This is a genomic window from Streptomyces sp. NPDC101118 (assembly GCF_044759445.1).
GTDB lineage: Bacteria > Actinomycetota > Actinomycetes > Streptomycetales > Streptomycetaceae > Streptomyces.
In genome coordinates this window covers 1-16030 of the sequence record NZ_JBIVZG010000016.1, presented here as the reverse complement: position 1 = coordinate 16030, position 16030 = coordinate 1, and the positions used below count along the sequence as shown (strand labels likewise).

Here is a 16030-nt window from a genome sequence, read left to right as displayed (position 1 = left end):
ACGGGGGACCTGGAAGGTGCCGGTCTCCCCGAAAACTGTTCGCTCCCGCCACCTGCGGGTGACGAGAATCCCTTCATGGAGCCCATGACACTGACCACCGGCCGCCTGCTGCTGCGCCCCTGGTCACCCGGCGACGCCGACCAGGTGCACGCCTACTGCCAGGACCCCGACATCCAGCGCTGGACCGCCGTCCCCTCCCCCTACGAGCGCCACCACGCCGAGGGATGGACGGGCGAGCTCGCCCCGCGCGGCTGGCGCGAGGACACCGAGTACACCTTCGCCGTCTGCCTGGCGGACTCGGGCCTGCTGGTGGCCTCCGCGGGCCTCCACGTCCACGGCCCCGGCAAGTACGAGATCGGCTACTGGACCGCCAAGGAGCACCGCGGCCGCGGCTACACGGCCGAGGCCGTCGACCGGATCGCCCGATGGCTCTTCACGGACCTGGGCGCCACCCGCCTGGAGTGGCGGGCCGAGGCCGGCAACACGCCTTCGCGCGCCGTCGCCGAGAAGGCGGGCTTCCGTTACGAGGGGCTGCTGCGCGCCGCCCTCCCCCAGCGCGGCACCGTCCGCGACGCCTGGATCGGCGGCCTGCTCCCCTCCGACCTGGGCCTGCCCTCCGCCGAGCCCTACCTGCCCCACCCCACGGAAGCGAAGTAACAGCAGATGGACATGGTCACCCTGACCACCGCACGCCTCGTCCTGCGCCCGCACACCACCGAGGACACGGCCGAGATGCACGCGGCCTGCCACGACCCCGAGGTCCGGCGCTGGATGACGATCCCGGACCCGTACCCGATCGAGGCCGCCGCCCGCTTCGTCGAGGAGACCGTGCCGGCCGGGTGGAAGGACGGCTCGCAGTACAACTTCGTGGCCCGCGAGGCCGACGGCGGCCCGCTCGTCGCCGCGCTCTGCGTGCACCGGCTGGACGACCACATCCACGAGATCGGCTACTGGGCCGCTCCCGGCCACCGCGGCAAGGGCTACACGACCGAGGCCGTGCGCGCCGCGGCCCACTGGGCCTTCTCCGAGGCCGGAGTGGTCCGGCTGGTCTGGCGCGCCGGCGTCGGCAACGACGCCTCGCGCGCGATCGCCGAGAAGGTCGGCTTCGTGATGGAGGGCGTCCAGCGCTCGGGCATGGAGCACGACGGCGTGCTGCGCGACTGCTGGTCCGCGGCGCTGCTCCCCTCCGACCTGGGCCTGCCGAGCGCGCTGCCGCACGAGTCGGAGACGGCCGCCGGGGCCTGAGCACCGCGCGGGGACCCGTTGTCAGTGGTGCCGCCTAAGGTGCGGCCATGACCATGGTCTCGCTCTCCGCCGACGAAGCACGCCGCATCGCCCTGCGCGCCCAGGGGTTCATCGGGGCCCCCGACCGGCGCGCGGGGGTCCGCGGCATACTCCGCCACCTGGGCGCCGTACAGCTGGACACCATCTCGGTGCTGGCGCGCTCGCACGAGCTCATCCCGTACGCGCGGCTGGGCGCGGTGGGGCGGGAGGCGGTCGAGCGGGCGTACTGGACCGACAGCCACGCCTTCGAGTACTGGTCCCACGCCGCCTGCATCCTGCCCATCGAGGAGTGGCCGCACTTCGCGTTCCGGCGGCGGGTCAAGCGGGCCCACGGCTACCGCTGGCACCGGATGGAGGACAAGGAGGCCTCGTGCCGCCTGGTCCTCGACCGGCTGCGCGCGGAGGGCCCGCTGACCTCGACCCAGCTGGGCGGCGCGAAGAACGGCGGACCCTGGTGGGACTGGTCCGAGACCAAGATCGCCGTGGAGTGGCTGCTGGACGCCGGGGACGTGGTCGTGACCGAGCGGCGCGGCTGGAAGCGGGTGTACGACCTGGCGGAGCGCGCGGTGCCGGACGAGCTGTTCCACGACGAGCTGGACGACGCGGAATGCCTGCGCCGGCTGGTGGCCCTGGCGGGCCGTTCGCTCGGGGTGGGGACGCGCGCGGATCTGGCTGATTACCACCGCCTCAAGGGGGAGCAGGTGGATGCGGTGATCGCGGACTCTGGCCTGGTGCCGGTGGAGGTCGAGGGCTGGGGCAAGCCGGCCTGGGCCGATCCGGAGGCGCTGGCCACCGAGCCGCGCGGCCGCCACCGCACGACGCTGCTGTCGCCCTTCGACTCCCTCGTGTGGGACCGGCCGCGCACGGAGCGGATCTTCGGCTTCGCGCACAAGCTGGAGGCGTACGTGCCCAAGCCGAAGCGCGTGCACGGCTACTTCGCGATGCCCGTGCTGGCGGGCGGCCGGCTCGTCGGCCGGGTGGACCCGGCCCGCGAGGGGACGACCCTGGTGGCCCGTCAGCTGTCCCTGGAGACCGCGAAGTCGGCTCCCGCGGTCGCGGCCGCGCTGCGGGAGGCGGCCGAGTGGGTGGGCTGCGACGCGGTACGGGTGGAGCGGGGCGGCACCCCGGAGCAGGCCGCCGCGGTGACCGCGGAGCTGGCTGCGCTGGGCGCGTAGGACCCGTGCGGCGGAAGGGGCCGGGGGCCGGGCGGGCCCGCGGCCCGGCCGCACCGCGGGTCAGCGGATCTCGAGGATCTTCTCCCGCATCGCGTAGACCACGGCCTCCATGCGGGAGTGCAGCTGGAGCTTCTCCAGGATGTTCCGCACGTGGTTCTTCACGGTGTTCTCGGAGATGAACAACTCCTTGGCGATGTCCCGGTTGTTCATCCCGGTCGCCACCAGCTTGAGGACCTCAAGCTCACGGTCGGTCAGCCGGGGGGCGGGCACCAGCCGCCGCTCGTCGGTGCGCTGGATCATCGACTTGAACTCGGTCAGGAGCTTCGACGCCATCGAGGGGCTGATCTGCGACTGGCCGTCGGCGACGGCCCGGATCGCGGTCGCCACCTCGTCGGTGGAGATCTCCTTGAGGAGGTAGCCGGTCGCCCCGGCCTTGATCGCGTCGTAGAGGTCGGCCTCCTCGTCGCTGATCGTCAGCATGATGATCTTCGCGCTGGGGGCCACCTCCTTGATGGAGGTGCAGGCCTCGATGCCGCCGCGCCGGGGCATCCGCACGTCCATCAGGATGATGTCGGGGAGCAGGTCCGCGGCCTTGTCCACGGCCTCGGCGCCGTCCCCGGCCTCGCCCACGACCTGGATGTCCTCCTCCTGGGCCAGCACGATCTCCAGCCCGCGGCGGAACAGCGCGTGGTCGTCGACGACCAGGACCCGGATCGGTTCCCCGCCGTGGCCCGCCCCGGGCGTCCCGGAGCAGTCCGCCTCGTCCTCGTGAACCGGTCCGAAGCTGTCCGCCATCGTTCCTCCCCCTGAAGGCCGTGGCCCGAAGTACATGTGCCGCGCCTGACCGGGCGCTGAGGCCGCCCGTTGGCTGCCCGCCATGATTCCATGCCCGGCCGACACGATGGTCGGCCGCTGGCCGCAAATGGATGCCCCCGGGGGCGCGTGGAGCGCCTCCCAGGGGCATCTCGCTGACGTTTTCCTGCGCGCGGGACCGGGGCCGTCAGCCGCCGAGCGCCCCGCCCGCTCCGCCGCCCTCTTCCGAGGTCGAGTGGCTGTCGGCGTCCAGGTGGATGACGCCGTAGTCGTACGCGTGGCGTCGGTAGACCACGCTCGGCTGCTTGGTGTCCGAGTCGACGAACAAGTAGAAGTCGTGACCGACGAGTTCCATTTCGTAGAGCGCCTGGTCCAGGCTCATGGGCGCGGCCGCGTGGGTCTTCTCGCGGACCACGAGCGGTCCCTCGCCCTGTACTTCGAGCGAGCCGATCCGCGTCGTCGGGATCGCGTCGCTCTCTTCGGTGACCAGGTGGCCGTTTCCGTTCAGCACCGCCGCGCCGGGCACCGCGTCGGCCACTTCCGCGGCGGACAGGCGGCCGGTCCCCCTGCGGCTGAAGCGCTTGTCGTGCTGCTTGCGCAGGCGCGCCTCGAGCTTCTCGTGCGCGAGGTCCAGCGCCGCGTACGGGTCCGCGGCCGCGGCCTCTGCCCGGATCACCGGGCCACGTGAGTGAAGCGTGATCTCCACGCGGTCGGAACGGTCGGCCTGGCGCGGGTTGTGCTCCTTGGACACCTCGACGTCGAGGCTGATCACCTTGCCGTCGAGCTTCTGGATCTTCTCCAGCTTGAGCTTCTCGGCCACGTGCTTGCGGAACCGCTCGGGCACTTCGGTCTTGCGGCCCTTGACGACGATGTCCACGCAGAACTCCGTTCCCGGATCGCTCCGCCTCATCGGGCGAAGCGTCTCCCTTTTGCACCAGACTCCGGTGAACACCGGAGCCTCGGACTTGGCGACTTTCACCTCCTCCTCCCCCATCGGCAAGATCTCCACCCCACCGACTTCGGGAGGCGAGGGAAACCCGCCTGAACTCCGAAGTACGCGATCCGCTGGTGGGGCCGAAGTGCTCGCCATTACCGCTTACAACCGAACATATCTCGCTCGGACGGTTGTCGGCACCCGCTACCGGAACGTACCTCCGATCAGGTGTGTTTTCCCTCCTACCACCTGCAACGATGCGCCAATCTTGTCAGTTCCAATTCTTTTCGAAAGAGGCTGAAGGTCCTCCGACCACGGCCGCTCGCACCCGATCGGATTCGACCGTTCGGGGAAGTGATCCGCCTTCCGGGAACGCCTCTCCGGGCAGCACCGCGCGCACCGCCCGCGCCGCTTCCGCCAGCGACGCTCCGGTGGTCACCAGGTCGTCCACGAGGACGACCTGCCCACCCGCCAGCAGCCGCACACCACCCCGCCGGACCTCCAGGGCCCCGGACAGGTTCGCGCGCCGCTCGCGCGCCCCCAGACCCGCCTGGTCCGCCACCGCCCGCCGCTGCCCCAGCACCGCCGCCACCCGCGCCGGCCGGCCCCCGCGCCGCAGCTCCCGCGCGGCCGCCAGGGCGATCCCCCGGGCCGGGTCGTGCCCGCGCGCCCGCACCGCCCGCCGCGCGGAGGGCACGGGCACCAGTACGAGCGGCCCTCTCCCGGCACCGGGCGCGGCGGCCCGTACCGCCCCGGCCAGGGCGCCGCCCAGCACCTCCGCGAGCCCCAGCGCCCCGCGTTCCTTGTGCGCGAGCAGCACGGCGCGCACCGCGTCGCGGTACGGCGCGGCCGCGTACACCGGCGGCAGCCCGCACGGCTCGGGACTCGGCCGCACCCGGCGCGCCCGGGCCCCGCCCAGCGCCCGGCGGCACACCTCGCAGAGGGGAGTGCGCGCGGCGCCGCAACCGCCGCAGTCCACCGGCAGGACCAGCCCGGAGAGCTCCCGCCACCACGCCCGCATGGCTCCACTGTGCCCCCGGCGCACCGGCCCGGCCACCCCTGTGGAAAACCACCCCGACAGCCCGTGTCCGCGCGGCCGGCGGGCACGGCGGAAGCCGGCCGGACCTCACCCGTCAGACACCGGGGAAGTCGGCCGGATCTCACCCGAAGGAGTGGCCGGGACCGGCCGTGACGGGGTGCGGCCGGCCCGCGGGACGCCCGGGTCGTAAGGCGTTGGGTCGTAAGGCGTTGGCGTTGAGTCGGAAGGCGTGGGCGTGGGGTCGGAAGGCGTGGGTCAGCCGGGATAGACCGGGGCCGAACCGCCGTCCACCACGGTCCGCCACTGGGCGCCGGGCGGCAGCCAGACGATGCCGTCCGTCCCCGAGTACGCGACCACGGGCGCCTTCTCGTCCTCCGAGGCGGCGATCGCGCTCAGCCCCGTGGCACCGGGCAGGCTGCCGGAGACCACGACGGACCCGTCGGCCTGCATGTAACGGGCCTGCACCACGCCCCCGGCCTCCCGGCCGACGACCAGCAGCCGCCCGCGCGAGGCCCAGGACATGGCGGTGACGTCCGCCATCTGGGGAGCCGCCGGGCGCAGCTCGCGCACCAGCACCCTGGTCTCCTCGCTGCCGCCCCGGGCGTCGGGGCGCTCGATCCGCCCCACGTGCAGGGTGTGCCGGCCGTCCTTCTCGATGAGCAGCGCGATGCGCACGCCGTCCGAGGAGACCCGCAGGGACTCGATCCGCCCGCCGTTCAGCCCGGCCACGTCCACCCGCTGCGGGGTGCCCCCGCCGCCGTTCAGCACCCACACCGCCGGATCGGCGGGGTTGCGGTCGGCCACCCAGAGGTCGCCCCGGCCGTCCCAGCTGGGGGCGGAGAGCCGGTGCCCGGTACCCGCGTTGGCGGGCGCCTTGCTGGTCAGCACGGGCTGGCCGAGCGGGCCGCCGGTGGTCAGCGAGACGACGTACATCTCGCGGCCGTTCTCGCTGATCACCGCGGCGCGCTTCTCGTCGTGCGCGACGGCCGCCGAGCCGATCTTGAGCTGCGCGGTGGCCAGCGGCCCGGCCACGGGCTCACCCTGGTCCGGCCTGGCCTCGCTGTCGGACATCAGCTGGATCCTGCGCAGCCGGTTCTCGGGGTCCACGTAGTACTGGTGCTGCGGCGAGACGTTGGAGAAGCGGTTCGCGGTGACCGTGGCCTCGGGCTCGCCGACCTGGCACAGGGCCGACTTGCCGTCGGAGCGCAGCAGTTCGACGCTGGTCACCCGCGAGGCGGTCAGGTCCTTCACCGTGAACAGCAGCTGGGTGGCCATCCGCCGGCACTGGCTGTCGGCGACGTTGTCCGCCTTGCCGTTGAGCGGCACCCGCAGCGCGTTGTCCCCGTCGTACGAGAGCGTGCGCGTGCCGTCGCGCAGGGCCGTACCGGTCGGGAAGCTCGAACCGACCACCGGGCCCAGCCACTTCGAGGGGCCTGCGAGCAGGGACTGCACGGTCTGGGTGATGGCGTCCATGCGCGATTCCGGGTCGGGGCGCTGGCGCACGAAGACCGGGTCGGCGACGAGCATCCCCGAGGCGAAGTAGTACTTGTTGACGGACCGGAAGATCCGCTGGAAGTCGGACTCACCGAGCACCAGGCCGTCGGGCAGCCCGTCGATCCGCCACTGGTTGTCCTCCTTCACCAGCTGGAGGAACTCCTTGTACGAGGCGTTCCCGGCCTCCGGCTGGTAGGCGCTGCGCTCGTCGACGCGGGCCAGGCGGTTGCCGGACAGCTCGAAGCGCTGCCCCTCCTCGTCCTGGTCGTTGCCGGCACCGAGGCGCTGGCGGTTGAGCTCGGACGACAGGACCGTGATCCCCTTGCCCGGGTTCCACTTCGCCGCGGCCTTCTTGGTCAGGTACTCGCGCGCGATGGCCAGCTTCGGGTCGTCGCTGGTCATGGCCTCCAGGAAGCCGTCGACGATCTCGAACGGGGTGGCCTTGTCCTTCGGCGGCACGCCGAAGACCCGCACCTGCGAGTCGACGCCCTGCGAGGCCTCGACCTGCTTGACCTCTCCGCTGTCGGGCATCGAGGCGCATCCGGCCAGCAGCAGCGCGCCGCCGCCCAGGGCTCCCGCCGCCCGCCAGCGACGGCCCCGGACACCGCCGGTGCCGCGGCCGTTCCGGTCGTCCCGGCCGTTCCGGCTCGTGGTCTCGGTGGCCTGCGGGGCCTCAGCGTCCACCTTCGCCGTCCTCCCGGTCCGTGCCCGTCGGCCGGGCTGTCTGTCCTTGCGGGGCCGCCTGGTCGCCGCCGGGCCTGGCCACCACCCGCGCGCCGTTGCCGGGCAGCGCGGTGGGGTCGGCGGGCACGGCGGTGGCGACGAGGCTGCGCGGCGGTATCGGGTCGCGGTCCCGCTCGGCCGCGCCCTGGGGGGGCAGGTCGCCGGACCGCTCCTCCAGCTTGGCCGCCGCGCGGGCGCGGGCGGCCCGCGAGTCCTCCGGCTCCAGCGGGATCGGCGAACCGCGCAGCGGCTCGTCCGCCGTACGGGGCAGCGTCAGCCGGAACTGCGAGCCGCCACCGGGCTCGCCCCAGGCCTGCAGCCAGCCGCCGTGCAGCCGTGCGTCCTCGACGGCGATCGACAGGCCGAGGCCCGTGCCGCCGGTGGTCCTGGCCCGCGCGGGGTCGGCCCGCCAGAAGCGGTTGAACACGCGGGTGGCCTCGCCGGGCTTCAGGCCCACGCCGTAGTCGCGTACGGCCACGGCCACGGCCCCGCCGGCCGAGGCCAGCCGGACCACCACGTCCTTGCCCTCGCCGTGCTCCACGGCGTTGACCACGAGGTTGCGCAGTACGCGCTCCACGCGGCGCGCGTCCGCCTCCGCGACCACCGGCTGGGAGTCGCCGAGCACCCGGATCCGGCTGCCCTTGCGCTCGGCCAGCGGCTCGGCGCCGTCGATGACCCGGCGTACGACGTCGCGCAGGTCTATCGGCTCGGCCTCCAGCGCCGCGGCGCCCGCGTCGAACCGGCTGATCTCCAGCAGGTCGGCGAGCAGCGTCTCGAAGCGGTCCAGCTGGCTGGCGAGCAGCTCCGCGGAGCGCGCGGTCACCGGGTCGAAGTCCACCCGGGCGTCGTGGATGACGTCCGCGGCCATCCGCACGGTCGTCAGCGGGGTGCGCAGCTCGTGCGAGACGTCGGAGACGAACCGCCGCTGCATGCGCGAGAGGTCCTCCAGCTGCTGGATCTTGAGCTGGAGGTTCTGGGCCATCTTGTTGAAGGCCTCGCCCAGGCGGGCGATGTCGTCCTCGCCGGTGACCTTCATCCGCTCCTGGAGGCGCCCGGCCGAGAGCCGCTCGGCGATCCCTGCGGCCATCCGCACGGGTGTGACGACCTGCCGCACCAGCAGCCAGGCGATGGCGCACAGCAGCGCGACGACGAACAGGCCGGCGGTCGCGATGGTGGCCTTGATCAGGTTCAGCGACTCCTCCTCCTGCGTGAGCGGGAAGAGGTAGTACAGGTGGTACGGGTCGCCGTTGATGTCCGTCAGGCGCTTGCCGATCACCAGCGCGGGCTCGGGGGCCTTGCCGCTGGTCGTGTACTCGATGCTGGAGAAGGTCTGGTACGGCCCGGCCCCGCTGTCGACGGCCGTGCGCAGCGCCGCCGGCACGCTCGCGGTCGGGTCGACGCCGCCGGAGGCGCGCGGGCCGCGGACGCCGGAGCCGAGGTCGCCGGCCGCGTCCTCGGCCTCGCCGGCGCCGAGCGCGACGACGGAGTACGCCTTCTGGCCGCTGCTGGCGAGCTGCTCGACGAGGTCGGACATCCAGGCGCTGGCGTTGCGGCCGGCCCGGTTGTCACCCGCAGCGTTGTCCTGGGCGCCGGTCACCGCGGGCGCGTTGGCCTTCTCCTGCGCGACCGCGAAACCGCCGGAGGCCTGGCTCTGGGCCGCCTCCTCCTTGGCCACGAGCAGGCCGTTGCTGACCTGCCCGATGACGACGAAGCCGAGCATCAGGACCACGCCCAGCGACATCAGCAGCGTGCCCGCGACGACGCGCAGCTGGAGGTTGCGCCGCCACAGCCGGATCGCCGGCAGCAGCGGTCGGCGCACCCAGCGCACGAAGAGGCGGAGCAGGGGCCGGCCGGACGCTCCGATCAGGAACCGCCGGCCGCCCCGGGAGGCCGTGCGGGACGGCATCTCAGCTCGGCCCCGCCTTGTAGCCGACGCCGCGGACGGTCACCACGATCTCGGGACGCTCCGGGTCCTTCTCGACCTTGGAGCGCAGCCGCTGCACGTGCACGTTGACGAGCCGGGTGTCGGCGGCGTGGCGGTAGCCCCACACCTGTTCCAGCAGCACCTCGCGGGTGAACACCTGCCACGGCTTGCGCGCGAGCGCCACCAGCAGGTCGAACTCCAGCGGGGTCAGCGCGATCGACTGCCCGTCCCGCTTCACCGAGTGCCCGGCCACGTCGATGACCAGGTCACCGATGGTGAGCTGCTCGGGGGCGGGCTCCTCGGAGCGGCGCAGGCGGGCCCGGATGCGGGCCACCAGCTCCTTGGGCTTGAACGGCTTGACGATGTAGTCGTCGGCACCGGACTCCAGGCCGACGACCACGTCGACGGTGTCGCTCTTGGCCGTGAGCATCACGATCGGCACACCCGACTCGGCCCGGATCAGCCGGCAGACCTCTATGCCGTCCCGTCCGGGCAGCATGAGATCCAGCAGCACCAGGTCCGGCTTGGCCTCTCGGAAGGCAGCCAGGGCCTTGTCGCCGTCCGCGACGAACGACGGCTCGAAACCTTCTCCACGCAGCACAATGCCGAGCATCTCGGCCAGCGCGGTGTCGTCGTCGACGACAAGGACGCGTCCCTTCATGACTGACATCATCCCATTAGCCAATCGTTACCCGGCGGTGAGCTGGCACACAGCGGTGCGACCAGCGGTTTCGCCCCGGTCACCCGTCGTGATCCGGCCCCTCAGTCTGCCCCGTCCCCCGGTGCCGGCAGAAGGCTCGGGAGCCCCCCGGACCGCGGGACCCCCGGCCCTGACCTAGATCGGGAAACAACCCCGGGGGCCCGCCCGATCGGCCCAACCACATGGCACGATGGCAGCCGACCAGCGCCCCGCCCCCGTACGGGCACGTGAAGGAGTGACGATGAACGACTCTCCGGGCTGGGCCTCGCCCGGATCCACCCCGTCGGACGGCGAACGCCCCGACGGGGCGGCGGCGACGCCGGACGGAGCGGCACCCGCCCCCGACCCGGCCCCCGCGCCCGACGGCGGCACCGGCGGCACGCCCCCCGCCGACCAGCGGTGGTCGGCCGAGCAGCCCCCCGCGGGCCAGTGGACCGGCGTCAACCCCGGCGGCCCGGCCCCGGGGCCCGGCGGGCCCGCGCAGGGCTGGGGAGCCCCCGGCAGCGGCTGGGACCCGTCCTCCCGCGGCGGCGCCCACACGGCCTGGGGCGCCAAGCCGTACGCGCCCAAGCCCGGCGTGATCCCGCTGCGCCCCCTCGGTGTCGGCGAGATCCTCGACGGCGCGGTCTCCACCATGCGCGCCCACTGGCGCACGGTCCTCTCGATCACCCTCGCGGTGGCCGTGGTCACCCAGCTCGCGATCACCCTGGTCCAGGGCTTCGCGCTCGACGACCTCAACACGGCCGCCGCCGGCGACCCCGAGGCCGCGCTGCGCCAGCAGCTCGACGCCATCGGCGGCAGCATCGCCGCCAGCGCCGTCGCCCAGGTCATCACCCTGATCGGCACGATCCTCGCCACCGCGACCCTGACGATGGTCTTCAGCCGGGCCGTGCTCGGCCGCACCTCCACCGTCGCCGAAGCCTGGCAGGAGGCCCGGCCCCGGCTGCTGAAGCTCACGGGGCTCACGCTGCTGCTCCTGCTGATGGTCGTGGCGGTCTTCGCCGTCGGCCTGCTGCCCGGCATCCTCACCGGCAGCTGGGGACTCGGCCTGGGCGGCATGCTCATCGCCTTCCCCGTGGCCCTCTGGCTCTACATCCGCTTCAGCCTGGCCTCGCCGGCCCTGATGCTGGAGAAGCAGCCCGTACTGAAGTCGCTCGCCCGCTCGGCCCGCCTGGTCCGCGGAGCCTGGTGGCGGATCTTCCTGATCACGCTCCTGACCGGCATCATCACCAGCATCGTGGCGGGCATCATCGTCTTCCCCTTCACGATCGCCGGCATGATCTTCGGCGGCGACGGCTTCCAGGGCATCATCGAGGGCACCGCCACCTACAGCTGGGGCTTCCTGGTCATCACCGCGATCGGCTCCGTGATCGCCCTGACCGTCACCATGCCGATCAGCGCGGGCGTCACCGTCCTGCTGTACATCGACCAGCGCATCCGGCGCGAGGCCCTGGACCTGGAGCTGGCCCGCGCCGCCGGCCTCCAGGGGCCCGGCGGCACCCCGCCCGGCACCGCCGCCGCGGGAGGCTGATGCGGTGACGGCCACGGGGGGCACGACCACCCGCGCGGCGGCCGCACTGGCCCGCCGCGCGGACGAACCACCGGTGACGACACCCCGCGTACCCGCCCGCGAGGCGGCCGAACGCGAACTGTCCAAGCCGATGTACCACGAGAACGACCCGGGCCTGCTCCAGCGCGCCTGGAACGCCTTCTGGGACTGGGTGGGCGAGGTCCTGGACGCCGCCTCCGGAGTCACCCCCGGCGGCACGCTCGGCCTCGTCGTGGTCGTCCTGCTGGTACTGGCCCTCCTCGCCGCCCTGTGGTGGCGGCTCGGCACCCCCCGCCGCGCCGCCACCTCCGCAGCCGCCCTCTTCGACGACCGCCCCCGCAGCGCCGCGGAACACCGCACCGCCGCCGAGGCACACGCCGCGGCGGGCCGCTGGACCGAGGCCGTCCAGGAGCGGATGCGCGCCCTGGTCCGCTCCCTGGAGGAACGCACCCTCCTCGACCCGCGCCCCGGCCGCACCGCCGACGAGGCGGCCGCCGAGGCCGCCCGCACCCTCCCCGCCCACGCCGACGCCCTCCGCGCCGCGGCCCGCGCCTTCGACGACGTCACCTACGGCGGCCGCACCGCCGACCAGGAGGCCTACGTACGCCTGCGGGACCTCGACCTCGTCCTGGAGCGGACCCGCCCCCTCCTCGACGCCACCACCCCGGGAGCCGCCGGATGACCGGCACCACCGCCCCCGCCCCCGCGGCCACCCCCGGCCGCACCTCCACCGCCCCCGGCCCGGCACAGCTGTGGGCCCGCGCCCGCGGCCCCCTCCTGGCCCTCACGGCCCTCCTCCTGGCCGGCGTCGTGCTCGCCGCACTCAACTCCGGCGAGGCACACGGCCGCCTCGACCCCCGCTCCGCCGACCCCCAGGGCACCCGCGCCGTAGCCGAACTCCTCACCGGCCACGGCATCCGCACCCACGTGGTCACCACCACCGCCGAAGCCGTCACCGCGGCCGCCCCCGGCACCACCCTCGTCGTCACCTCGCCCGGCCTCCTCACCGACGGCCAGCGCGAGACCCTCAAGACGGCCATGGACCTCTCCGGCGGCCGCACCGTCCTGCTCTCCCCCGGGCCCACCGCCCTGGCCGGCCTCGTCCCGGGCGTCACCGCCTCGGCCACCGGCGGCGACGAGGCACTGGACCCGCGGTGCGCGTACGCCCCGGCGGTCAGCGCGGGCCGCGCCACCACCGGCGAGGGCCTCGCGTACACGACGACCCGTCAGGGAGCGACCTCCTGCTACCCGGACGGCGGCCCCGCCACCCTCCTCGTCCTGCCGGGCCAGGACGGCGCCGACACCGTGCTCCTCGGCTCCCCCGCGCCCCTCCTCAACGAGAACCTCGCCGACGAGGGAAACGCCTCCCTGGCCCTCCAACTCCTCGGCACCCGGCCCGAGGTGACGTGGTACCTGCCCACGCTCGCCGACCCGGCGGCCACCGGCGAGGGCACCGAGCAGAGCTTCTCCGACCTGATCCCCGACGGCTGGTCCTGGGCGCTGCTCCAACTCCTCGTCGCCGCCCTCCTCGCAGCCGCCTGGCGCGCCCGGCGCCTCGGCCCCCTGGTCCACGAGAACCTGCCGGTCGTCATCCGCGCCTCCGAGGCCACCGAGGGCCGCGCCCGCCTCTACCGCAAGGCCAACGCCCGCGACCGCGCCGCCCAGGTGCTGCGCGCCGCCACCCGCGAACGCCTCGCCGCACTCCTCGGGGTACCACCGGCCGGCGCCCACGACCCCGCCACCCTGACCCCCGCCGTCTCCGCCCAACTTCCCGGCGACGGACGCGACCTGACGGGCCTGCTGTTCGGGCCCGCACCCACCGACGACGCGGCCCTCGTCGCGCTCACCGACCACCTCGACGCCCTCGAAAGGGAGGTCCGCTCCTCATGACGGCCCAGCCCGCAGACCACGCAGCCACCGCGGACCGCGCGCGCTCCGCGCTGGAGGCCCTCCGCACCGAGATCGGCAAGGCCGTGGTCGGCCAGGACCCCGCCGTCACCGGTCTCGTCGTCGCCCTCCTCTGCCGCGGCCACGTGCTCCTCGAAGGCGTCCCCGGCGTCGCCAAGACCCTCCTGGTGCGCGCCCTCGCCGCCTCCCTCGAACTCGACACCAAGCGCGTCCAGTTCACCCCCGACCTCATGCCCAGCGACGTCACCGGCTCCCTCGTGTACGACGCGCGCACCGCCGAGTTCTCCTTCCAGCCGGGCCCGGTCTTCACCAACCTCCTCCTCGCGGACGAGATCAACCGCACCCCGCCCAAGACCCAGTCCTCCCTCCTGGAGGCCATGGAGGAGCGGCAGGTCACCGTCGACGGCACCCCGCGCCCGCTGCCCGACCCCTTCCTGGTCGCCGCCACGCAGAACCCCGTCGAGTACGAGGGCACCTACCCCCTCCCGGAAGCCCAGTTGGACCGCTTCCTCCTCAAGCTCACCGTCCCCCTCCCGTCCCGCCAGGACGAGATCGACGTCCTCACCCGCCACGCGCAGGGCTTCAACCCCCGCGACCTCGCCGCCGCCGGCGTACGCCCCGTCGCCACCGCCGCCGACCTGGAGGCCGCCCGCGACGCCGTCGCGAAGACCGCCGTCTCCCCCGAGATCACCGGGTACGTCGTCGACATCTGCCGCGCCACCCGCGAGTCGCCCTCCCTGACCCTGGGCGTCTCCCCCCGGGGTGCCACCGCCCTGCTGGCCACCTCGCGCGCCTGGGCCTGGCTCACCGGCCGCGACTACGTCACCCCGGACGACGTGAAGGCCCTCGCCCTGCCCACGCTGCGCCACCGCGTCCAGCTGCGCCCCGAGGCCGAGATGGAAGGCGTCACCGCGGACTCGGTCATCAACGCGATCCTGGCCCACGTCCCCGTACCGCGCTGATGGCCCTCACCGGACGCGCCGCGCTCATCGCGGCCCTCGGCTCGATTCCCGTCGGCCTGCTGGAACCCAGCTGGACGGGCCTGCTGGCCGTCAACGGCCCGCTGGCCCTGGCCTGCGCCTGCGACTACGCCCTCGCGGCCCCCGTACGCACCCTCCGCCTGGCCCGCTCCGGCGACACCAACGTCCGCCTCGGCGAGGCCGCGGAGGTCCACCTGACGGTCACCAACCCGGGCACCCGACCGCTGCGCGCCCGGCTCCGCGACGCGTGGCCACCGAGCAGCTGGCTCCCCGGCACGGAGACCGACGCCTCCCGCCACACGCTCCGCGTCCCGCCGGGCGAACGCCGCCGGGTCATCACCCGGCTGCGCCCCACCCGGCGCGGCGACCGCCAGGCGGCCCGGGTCACGATCCGCTCGTACGGGCCGCTGGGCCTGCTGGCCCGGCAGGGCAGCCACGTCGTCCCCTGGACGGTCCGCGTCCTGCCGCCCTTCACCAGCCGCAAGCACCTGCCCTCCCGGCTGGCCCGGCTGCGCGAACTGGACGGCCGCACCAGCGTCCTGACCCGCGGCGAGGGCACCGAGTTCGACAGCCTGCGGGACTACGTGCCGGGCGACGACACCCGTTCCATCGACTGGCGGGCCACCGCCCGCCAGAACAAGGTGGCCGTCCGCACCTGGCGCCCCGAGCGCGACCGGCACATCCTGATCTGCCTCGACACCGGCCGCACGTCCGCCGGCCGGGTGGGCGACGCCCCCCGGCTGGACGCGGCGATGGACGCGGCCCTGCTCCTGGCCGCCCTGGCCTCCCGCGCGGGCGACCGCGTGGACCTGCTCGCGTACGACCGGCGCACGCGCGTCCAGGTCCAGGGCCGGTCGGCGGGCGACGTCCTGCCCGCCCTGGTGAACGCGATGGCCACCCTGGAGCCCGAACTGGTGGAGACCGACGCCCGGTCGATGGTCTCCACGATCCTGGCCGGCGCCCCGCGCCGCTCCCTGGTGGTCCTGCTGACCAGCCTGGACGCAGCCCCCATCGAGGAGGGCCTGCTCCCGGTACTGCCGCAGCTGAGCCAGCGCCACACGGTGCTCGTCGCCTCGGTGGCCGACCCCGAGGTGGACCGCATGGCCAAGGCACGCGGCACGGTGGACGCGGTGTACGAGTCCGCGGCGGCCACCCAGTCCCGCTCCCAGCGCCACCGCACCGCCGACCAACTGTCCCGCCACGGCGTCACGGTCGTCGACGCGGCCCCGGACACCCTGGCCCCGGCCCTGGCGGACGCGTACCTGGCCCTGAAGGCAGCCGGCCGCCTGTAGAACGCAGAAGGGGGCCCGCCGAACGGCGGGCCCCCCTTTTTTCTTGCAACACACCCTGAAACGGAAACGCAGAAAAGCCCCGCACCTTGATTCTTTCGAATCAGGTGCGGGGCTTTCCCGCAATGATTGTTCGGCGGCGTCCTACTCTCCCACAGGGTCCCCCCTGCAGTACCATCGGCGCTGAAAGGCTTAGCTTCCGGGTTCGAAATGTAACC

The 16030-nt window shown here is 73.9% G+C and carries 14 protein-coding genes and 1 rRNA gene; 8 read left to right on the top strand and 7 right to left on the bottom strand.

Annotated features, from left to right (window positions below; translation table 11 throughout):
• The first annotated feature begins 75 nt into the window (after nucleotides 1-75).
• From ACIQUQ_RS24055 to ACIQUQ_RS24045, 3 genes are read left to right on the top strand one after another with little or no spacing between them, the layout of a single operon-like run.
• The gene (locus ACIQUQ_RS24055; RefSeq protein ID WP_403979278.1) at nucleotides 76-657 is read left to right on the top strand and encodes a GNAT family N-acetyltransferase; all 582 of its coding nucleotides are present in this window, start codon (nucleotides 76-78) and stop codon (nucleotides 655-657) included.
• A gap of 6 nt (nucleotides 658-663) precedes the next feature.
• Nucleotides 664-1245 (top strand): GNAT family N-acetyltransferase, encoded by a 582-nt coding sequence (locus ACIQUQ_RS24050; RefSeq protein ID WP_403979275.1) that lies wholly within the window; start codon nucleotides 664-666, stop codon nucleotides 1243-1245.
• A gap of 53 nt (nucleotides 1246-1298) precedes the next feature.
• Nucleotides 1299-2459, top strand: a complete 1161-nt coding sequence (locus ACIQUQ_RS24045; RefSeq protein WP_403979627.1) for a winged helix-turn-helix domain-containing protein — start codon at nucleotides 1299-1301, stop codon at nucleotides 2457-2459.
• 60 nt (nucleotides 2460-2519) lie between these two features.
• Here ACIQUQ_RS24045 and ACIQUQ_RS24040 read toward each other — a convergent pair whose 3' ends face one another.
• The 6 genes from ACIQUQ_RS24040 to mtrA form a co-directional block, all read right to left on the bottom strand.
• Nucleotides 2520-3254 carry a response regulator gene (locus tag ACIQUQ_RS24040; RefSeq protein WP_399944646.1) on the bottom strand — a complete coding sequence of 245 codons (735 nt, stop codon included), beginning with the start codon at nucleotides 3252-3254 and terminating at the stop codon, nucleotides 2520-2522.
• A gap of 205 nt (nucleotides 3255-3459) precedes the next feature.
• Complete coding sequence (gene hpf / locus ACIQUQ_RS24035) at nucleotides 3460-4149, bottom strand: ribosome hibernation-promoting factor, HPF/YfiA family (RefSeq protein ID WP_403979625.1); 690 nt, start codon at nucleotides 4147-4149, stop codon at nucleotides 3460-3462.
• A 328-nt stretch (nucleotides 4150-4477) separates the two neighbouring features.
• On the bottom strand, nucleotides 4478-5227 hold the full coding sequence (locus ACIQUQ_RS24030) for a ComF family protein (RefSeq protein WP_403979272.1): 750 nt from the start codon (nucleotides 5225-5227) through the stop codon (nucleotides 4478-4480).
• 273 nt (nucleotides 5228-5500) lie between these two features.
• On the bottom strand, nucleotides 5501-7423 hold the full coding sequence (locus ACIQUQ_RS24025; RefSeq protein ID WP_403979269.1) for an LpqB family beta-propeller domain-containing protein: 1923 nt from the start codon (nucleotides 7421-7423) through the stop codon (nucleotides 5501-5503).
• Nucleotides 7413-9368 (bottom strand): MtrAB system histidine kinase MtrB, encoded by a 1956-nt coding sequence (gene mtrB, locus ACIQUQ_RS24020; protein WP_403979266.1) that lies wholly within the window; start codon nucleotides 9366-9368, stop codon nucleotides 7413-7415. Before mtrB ends, ACIQUQ_RS24025 begins: the two co-directional genes overlap by 11 nt.
• Nucleotide 9369: 1 nt before the next feature.
• The gene (gene mtrA / locus ACIQUQ_RS24015; RefSeq protein WP_399944632.1) at nucleotides 9370-10059 is read right to left on the bottom strand and encodes a two-component system response regulator MtrA; all 690 of its coding nucleotides are present in this window, start codon (nucleotides 10057-10059) and stop codon (nucleotides 9370-9372) included.
• A gap of 268 nt (nucleotides 10060-10327) precedes the next feature.
• Between mtrA and ACIQUQ_RS24010 the strand changes: the two genes are divergently transcribed.
• The 5 genes from ACIQUQ_RS24010 to ACIQUQ_RS23990 are packed head-to-tail and all read left to right on the top strand — an operon-like array spanning nucleotide 10328 to nucleotide 15815.
• Nucleotides 10328-11617, top strand: a complete 1290-nt coding sequence (locus tag ACIQUQ_RS24010; protein ID WP_403979263.1) for a hypothetical protein — start codon at nucleotides 10328-10330, stop codon at nucleotides 11615-11617.
• 4 nt (nucleotides 11618-11621) lie between these two features.
• Nucleotides 11622-12317, top strand: coding sequence for a DUF4129 domain-containing protein (locus ACIQUQ_RS24005; protein ID WP_403979261.1), 696 nt, complete (start codon nucleotides 11622-11624; stop codon nucleotides 12315-12317).
• Nucleotides 12314-13525 (top strand): DUF4350 domain-containing protein, encoded by a 1212-nt coding sequence (locus ACIQUQ_RS24000; protein ID WP_403979258.1) that lies wholly within the window; start codon nucleotides 12314-12316, stop codon nucleotides 13523-13525. Before ACIQUQ_RS24005 ends, ACIQUQ_RS24000 begins: the two co-directional genes overlap by 4 nt.
• Nucleotides 13522-14505, top strand: coding sequence for an AAA family ATPase (locus ACIQUQ_RS23995; RefSeq protein WP_403979256.1), 984 nt, complete (start codon nucleotides 13522-13524; stop codon nucleotides 14503-14505). The genes ACIQUQ_RS24000 and ACIQUQ_RS23995 overlap by 4 nt, the downstream gene beginning before the upstream one ends.
• Nucleotides 14505-15815: a DUF58 domain-containing protein gene (locus tag ACIQUQ_RS23990; RefSeq protein ID WP_403979254.1), complete on the top strand. Its 1311-nt coding sequence runs from the start codon at nucleotides 14505-14507 to the stop codon at nucleotides 15813-15815. The genes ACIQUQ_RS23995 and ACIQUQ_RS23990 overlap by 1 nt, the downstream gene beginning before the upstream one ends.
• Before the next feature lie 128 nt (nucleotides 15816-15943).
• Here ACIQUQ_RS23990 and rrf read toward each other — a convergent pair.
• A 5S ribosomal RNA gene (gene rrf / locus ACIQUQ_RS23985) occupies nucleotides 15944-16030 on the bottom strand; the annotation flags it as partial.

Bases quoted from the DNA above. Each gene is read 5' to 3' on its own strand.
- mtrA (WP_399944632.1), bottom strand. From the start codon at position 10,059: ATGATGTCAGTCATGAAGGGACGCGTCCTTGTCGTCGACGACGACACC.
- ACIQUQ_RS23995 (WP_403979256.1), top strand. From the start codon at position 13,522: ATGACGGCCCAGCCCGCAGACCACGCAGCCACCGCGGACCGCGCGCGC.
- ACIQUQ_RS24010 (WP_403979263.1), top strand. From the start codon at position 10,328: ATGAACGACTCTCCGGGCTGGGCCTCGCCCGGATCCACCCCGTCGGAC.
- ACIQUQ_RS24055 (WP_403979278.1), top strand. From the start codon at position 76: ATGGAGCCCATGACACTGACCACCGGCCGCCTGCTGCTGCGCCCCTGG.
- ACIQUQ_RS24045 (WP_403979627.1), top strand. From the start codon at position 1,299: ATGGTCTCGCTCTCCGCCGACGAAGCACGCCGCATCGCCCTGCGCGCC.
- ACIQUQ_RS23990 (WP_403979254.1), top strand. From the start codon at position 14,505: ATGGCCCTCACCGGACGCGCCGCGCTCATCGCGGCCCTCGGCTCGATT.
- ACIQUQ_RS24040 (WP_399944646.1), bottom strand. From the start codon at position 3,254: ATGGCGGACAGCTTCGGACCGGTTCACGAGGACGAGGCGGACTGCTCC.
- ACIQUQ_RS24000 (WP_403979258.1), top strand. From the start codon at position 12,314: ATGACCGGCACCACCGCCCCCGCCCCCGCGGCCACCCCCGGCCGCACC.
- ACIQUQ_RS24030 (WP_403979272.1), bottom strand. From the start codon at position 5,227: ATGCGGGCGTGGTGGCGGGAGCTCTCCGGGCTGGTCCTGCCGGTGGAC.
- mtrB (WP_403979266.1), bottom strand. From the start codon at position 9,368: ATGCCGTCCCGCACGGCCTCCCGGGGCGGCCGGCGGTTCCTGATCGGA.
- ACIQUQ_RS24050 (WP_403979275.1), top strand. From the start codon at position 664: ATGGACATGGTCACCCTGACCACCGCACGCCTCGTCCTGCGCCCGCAC.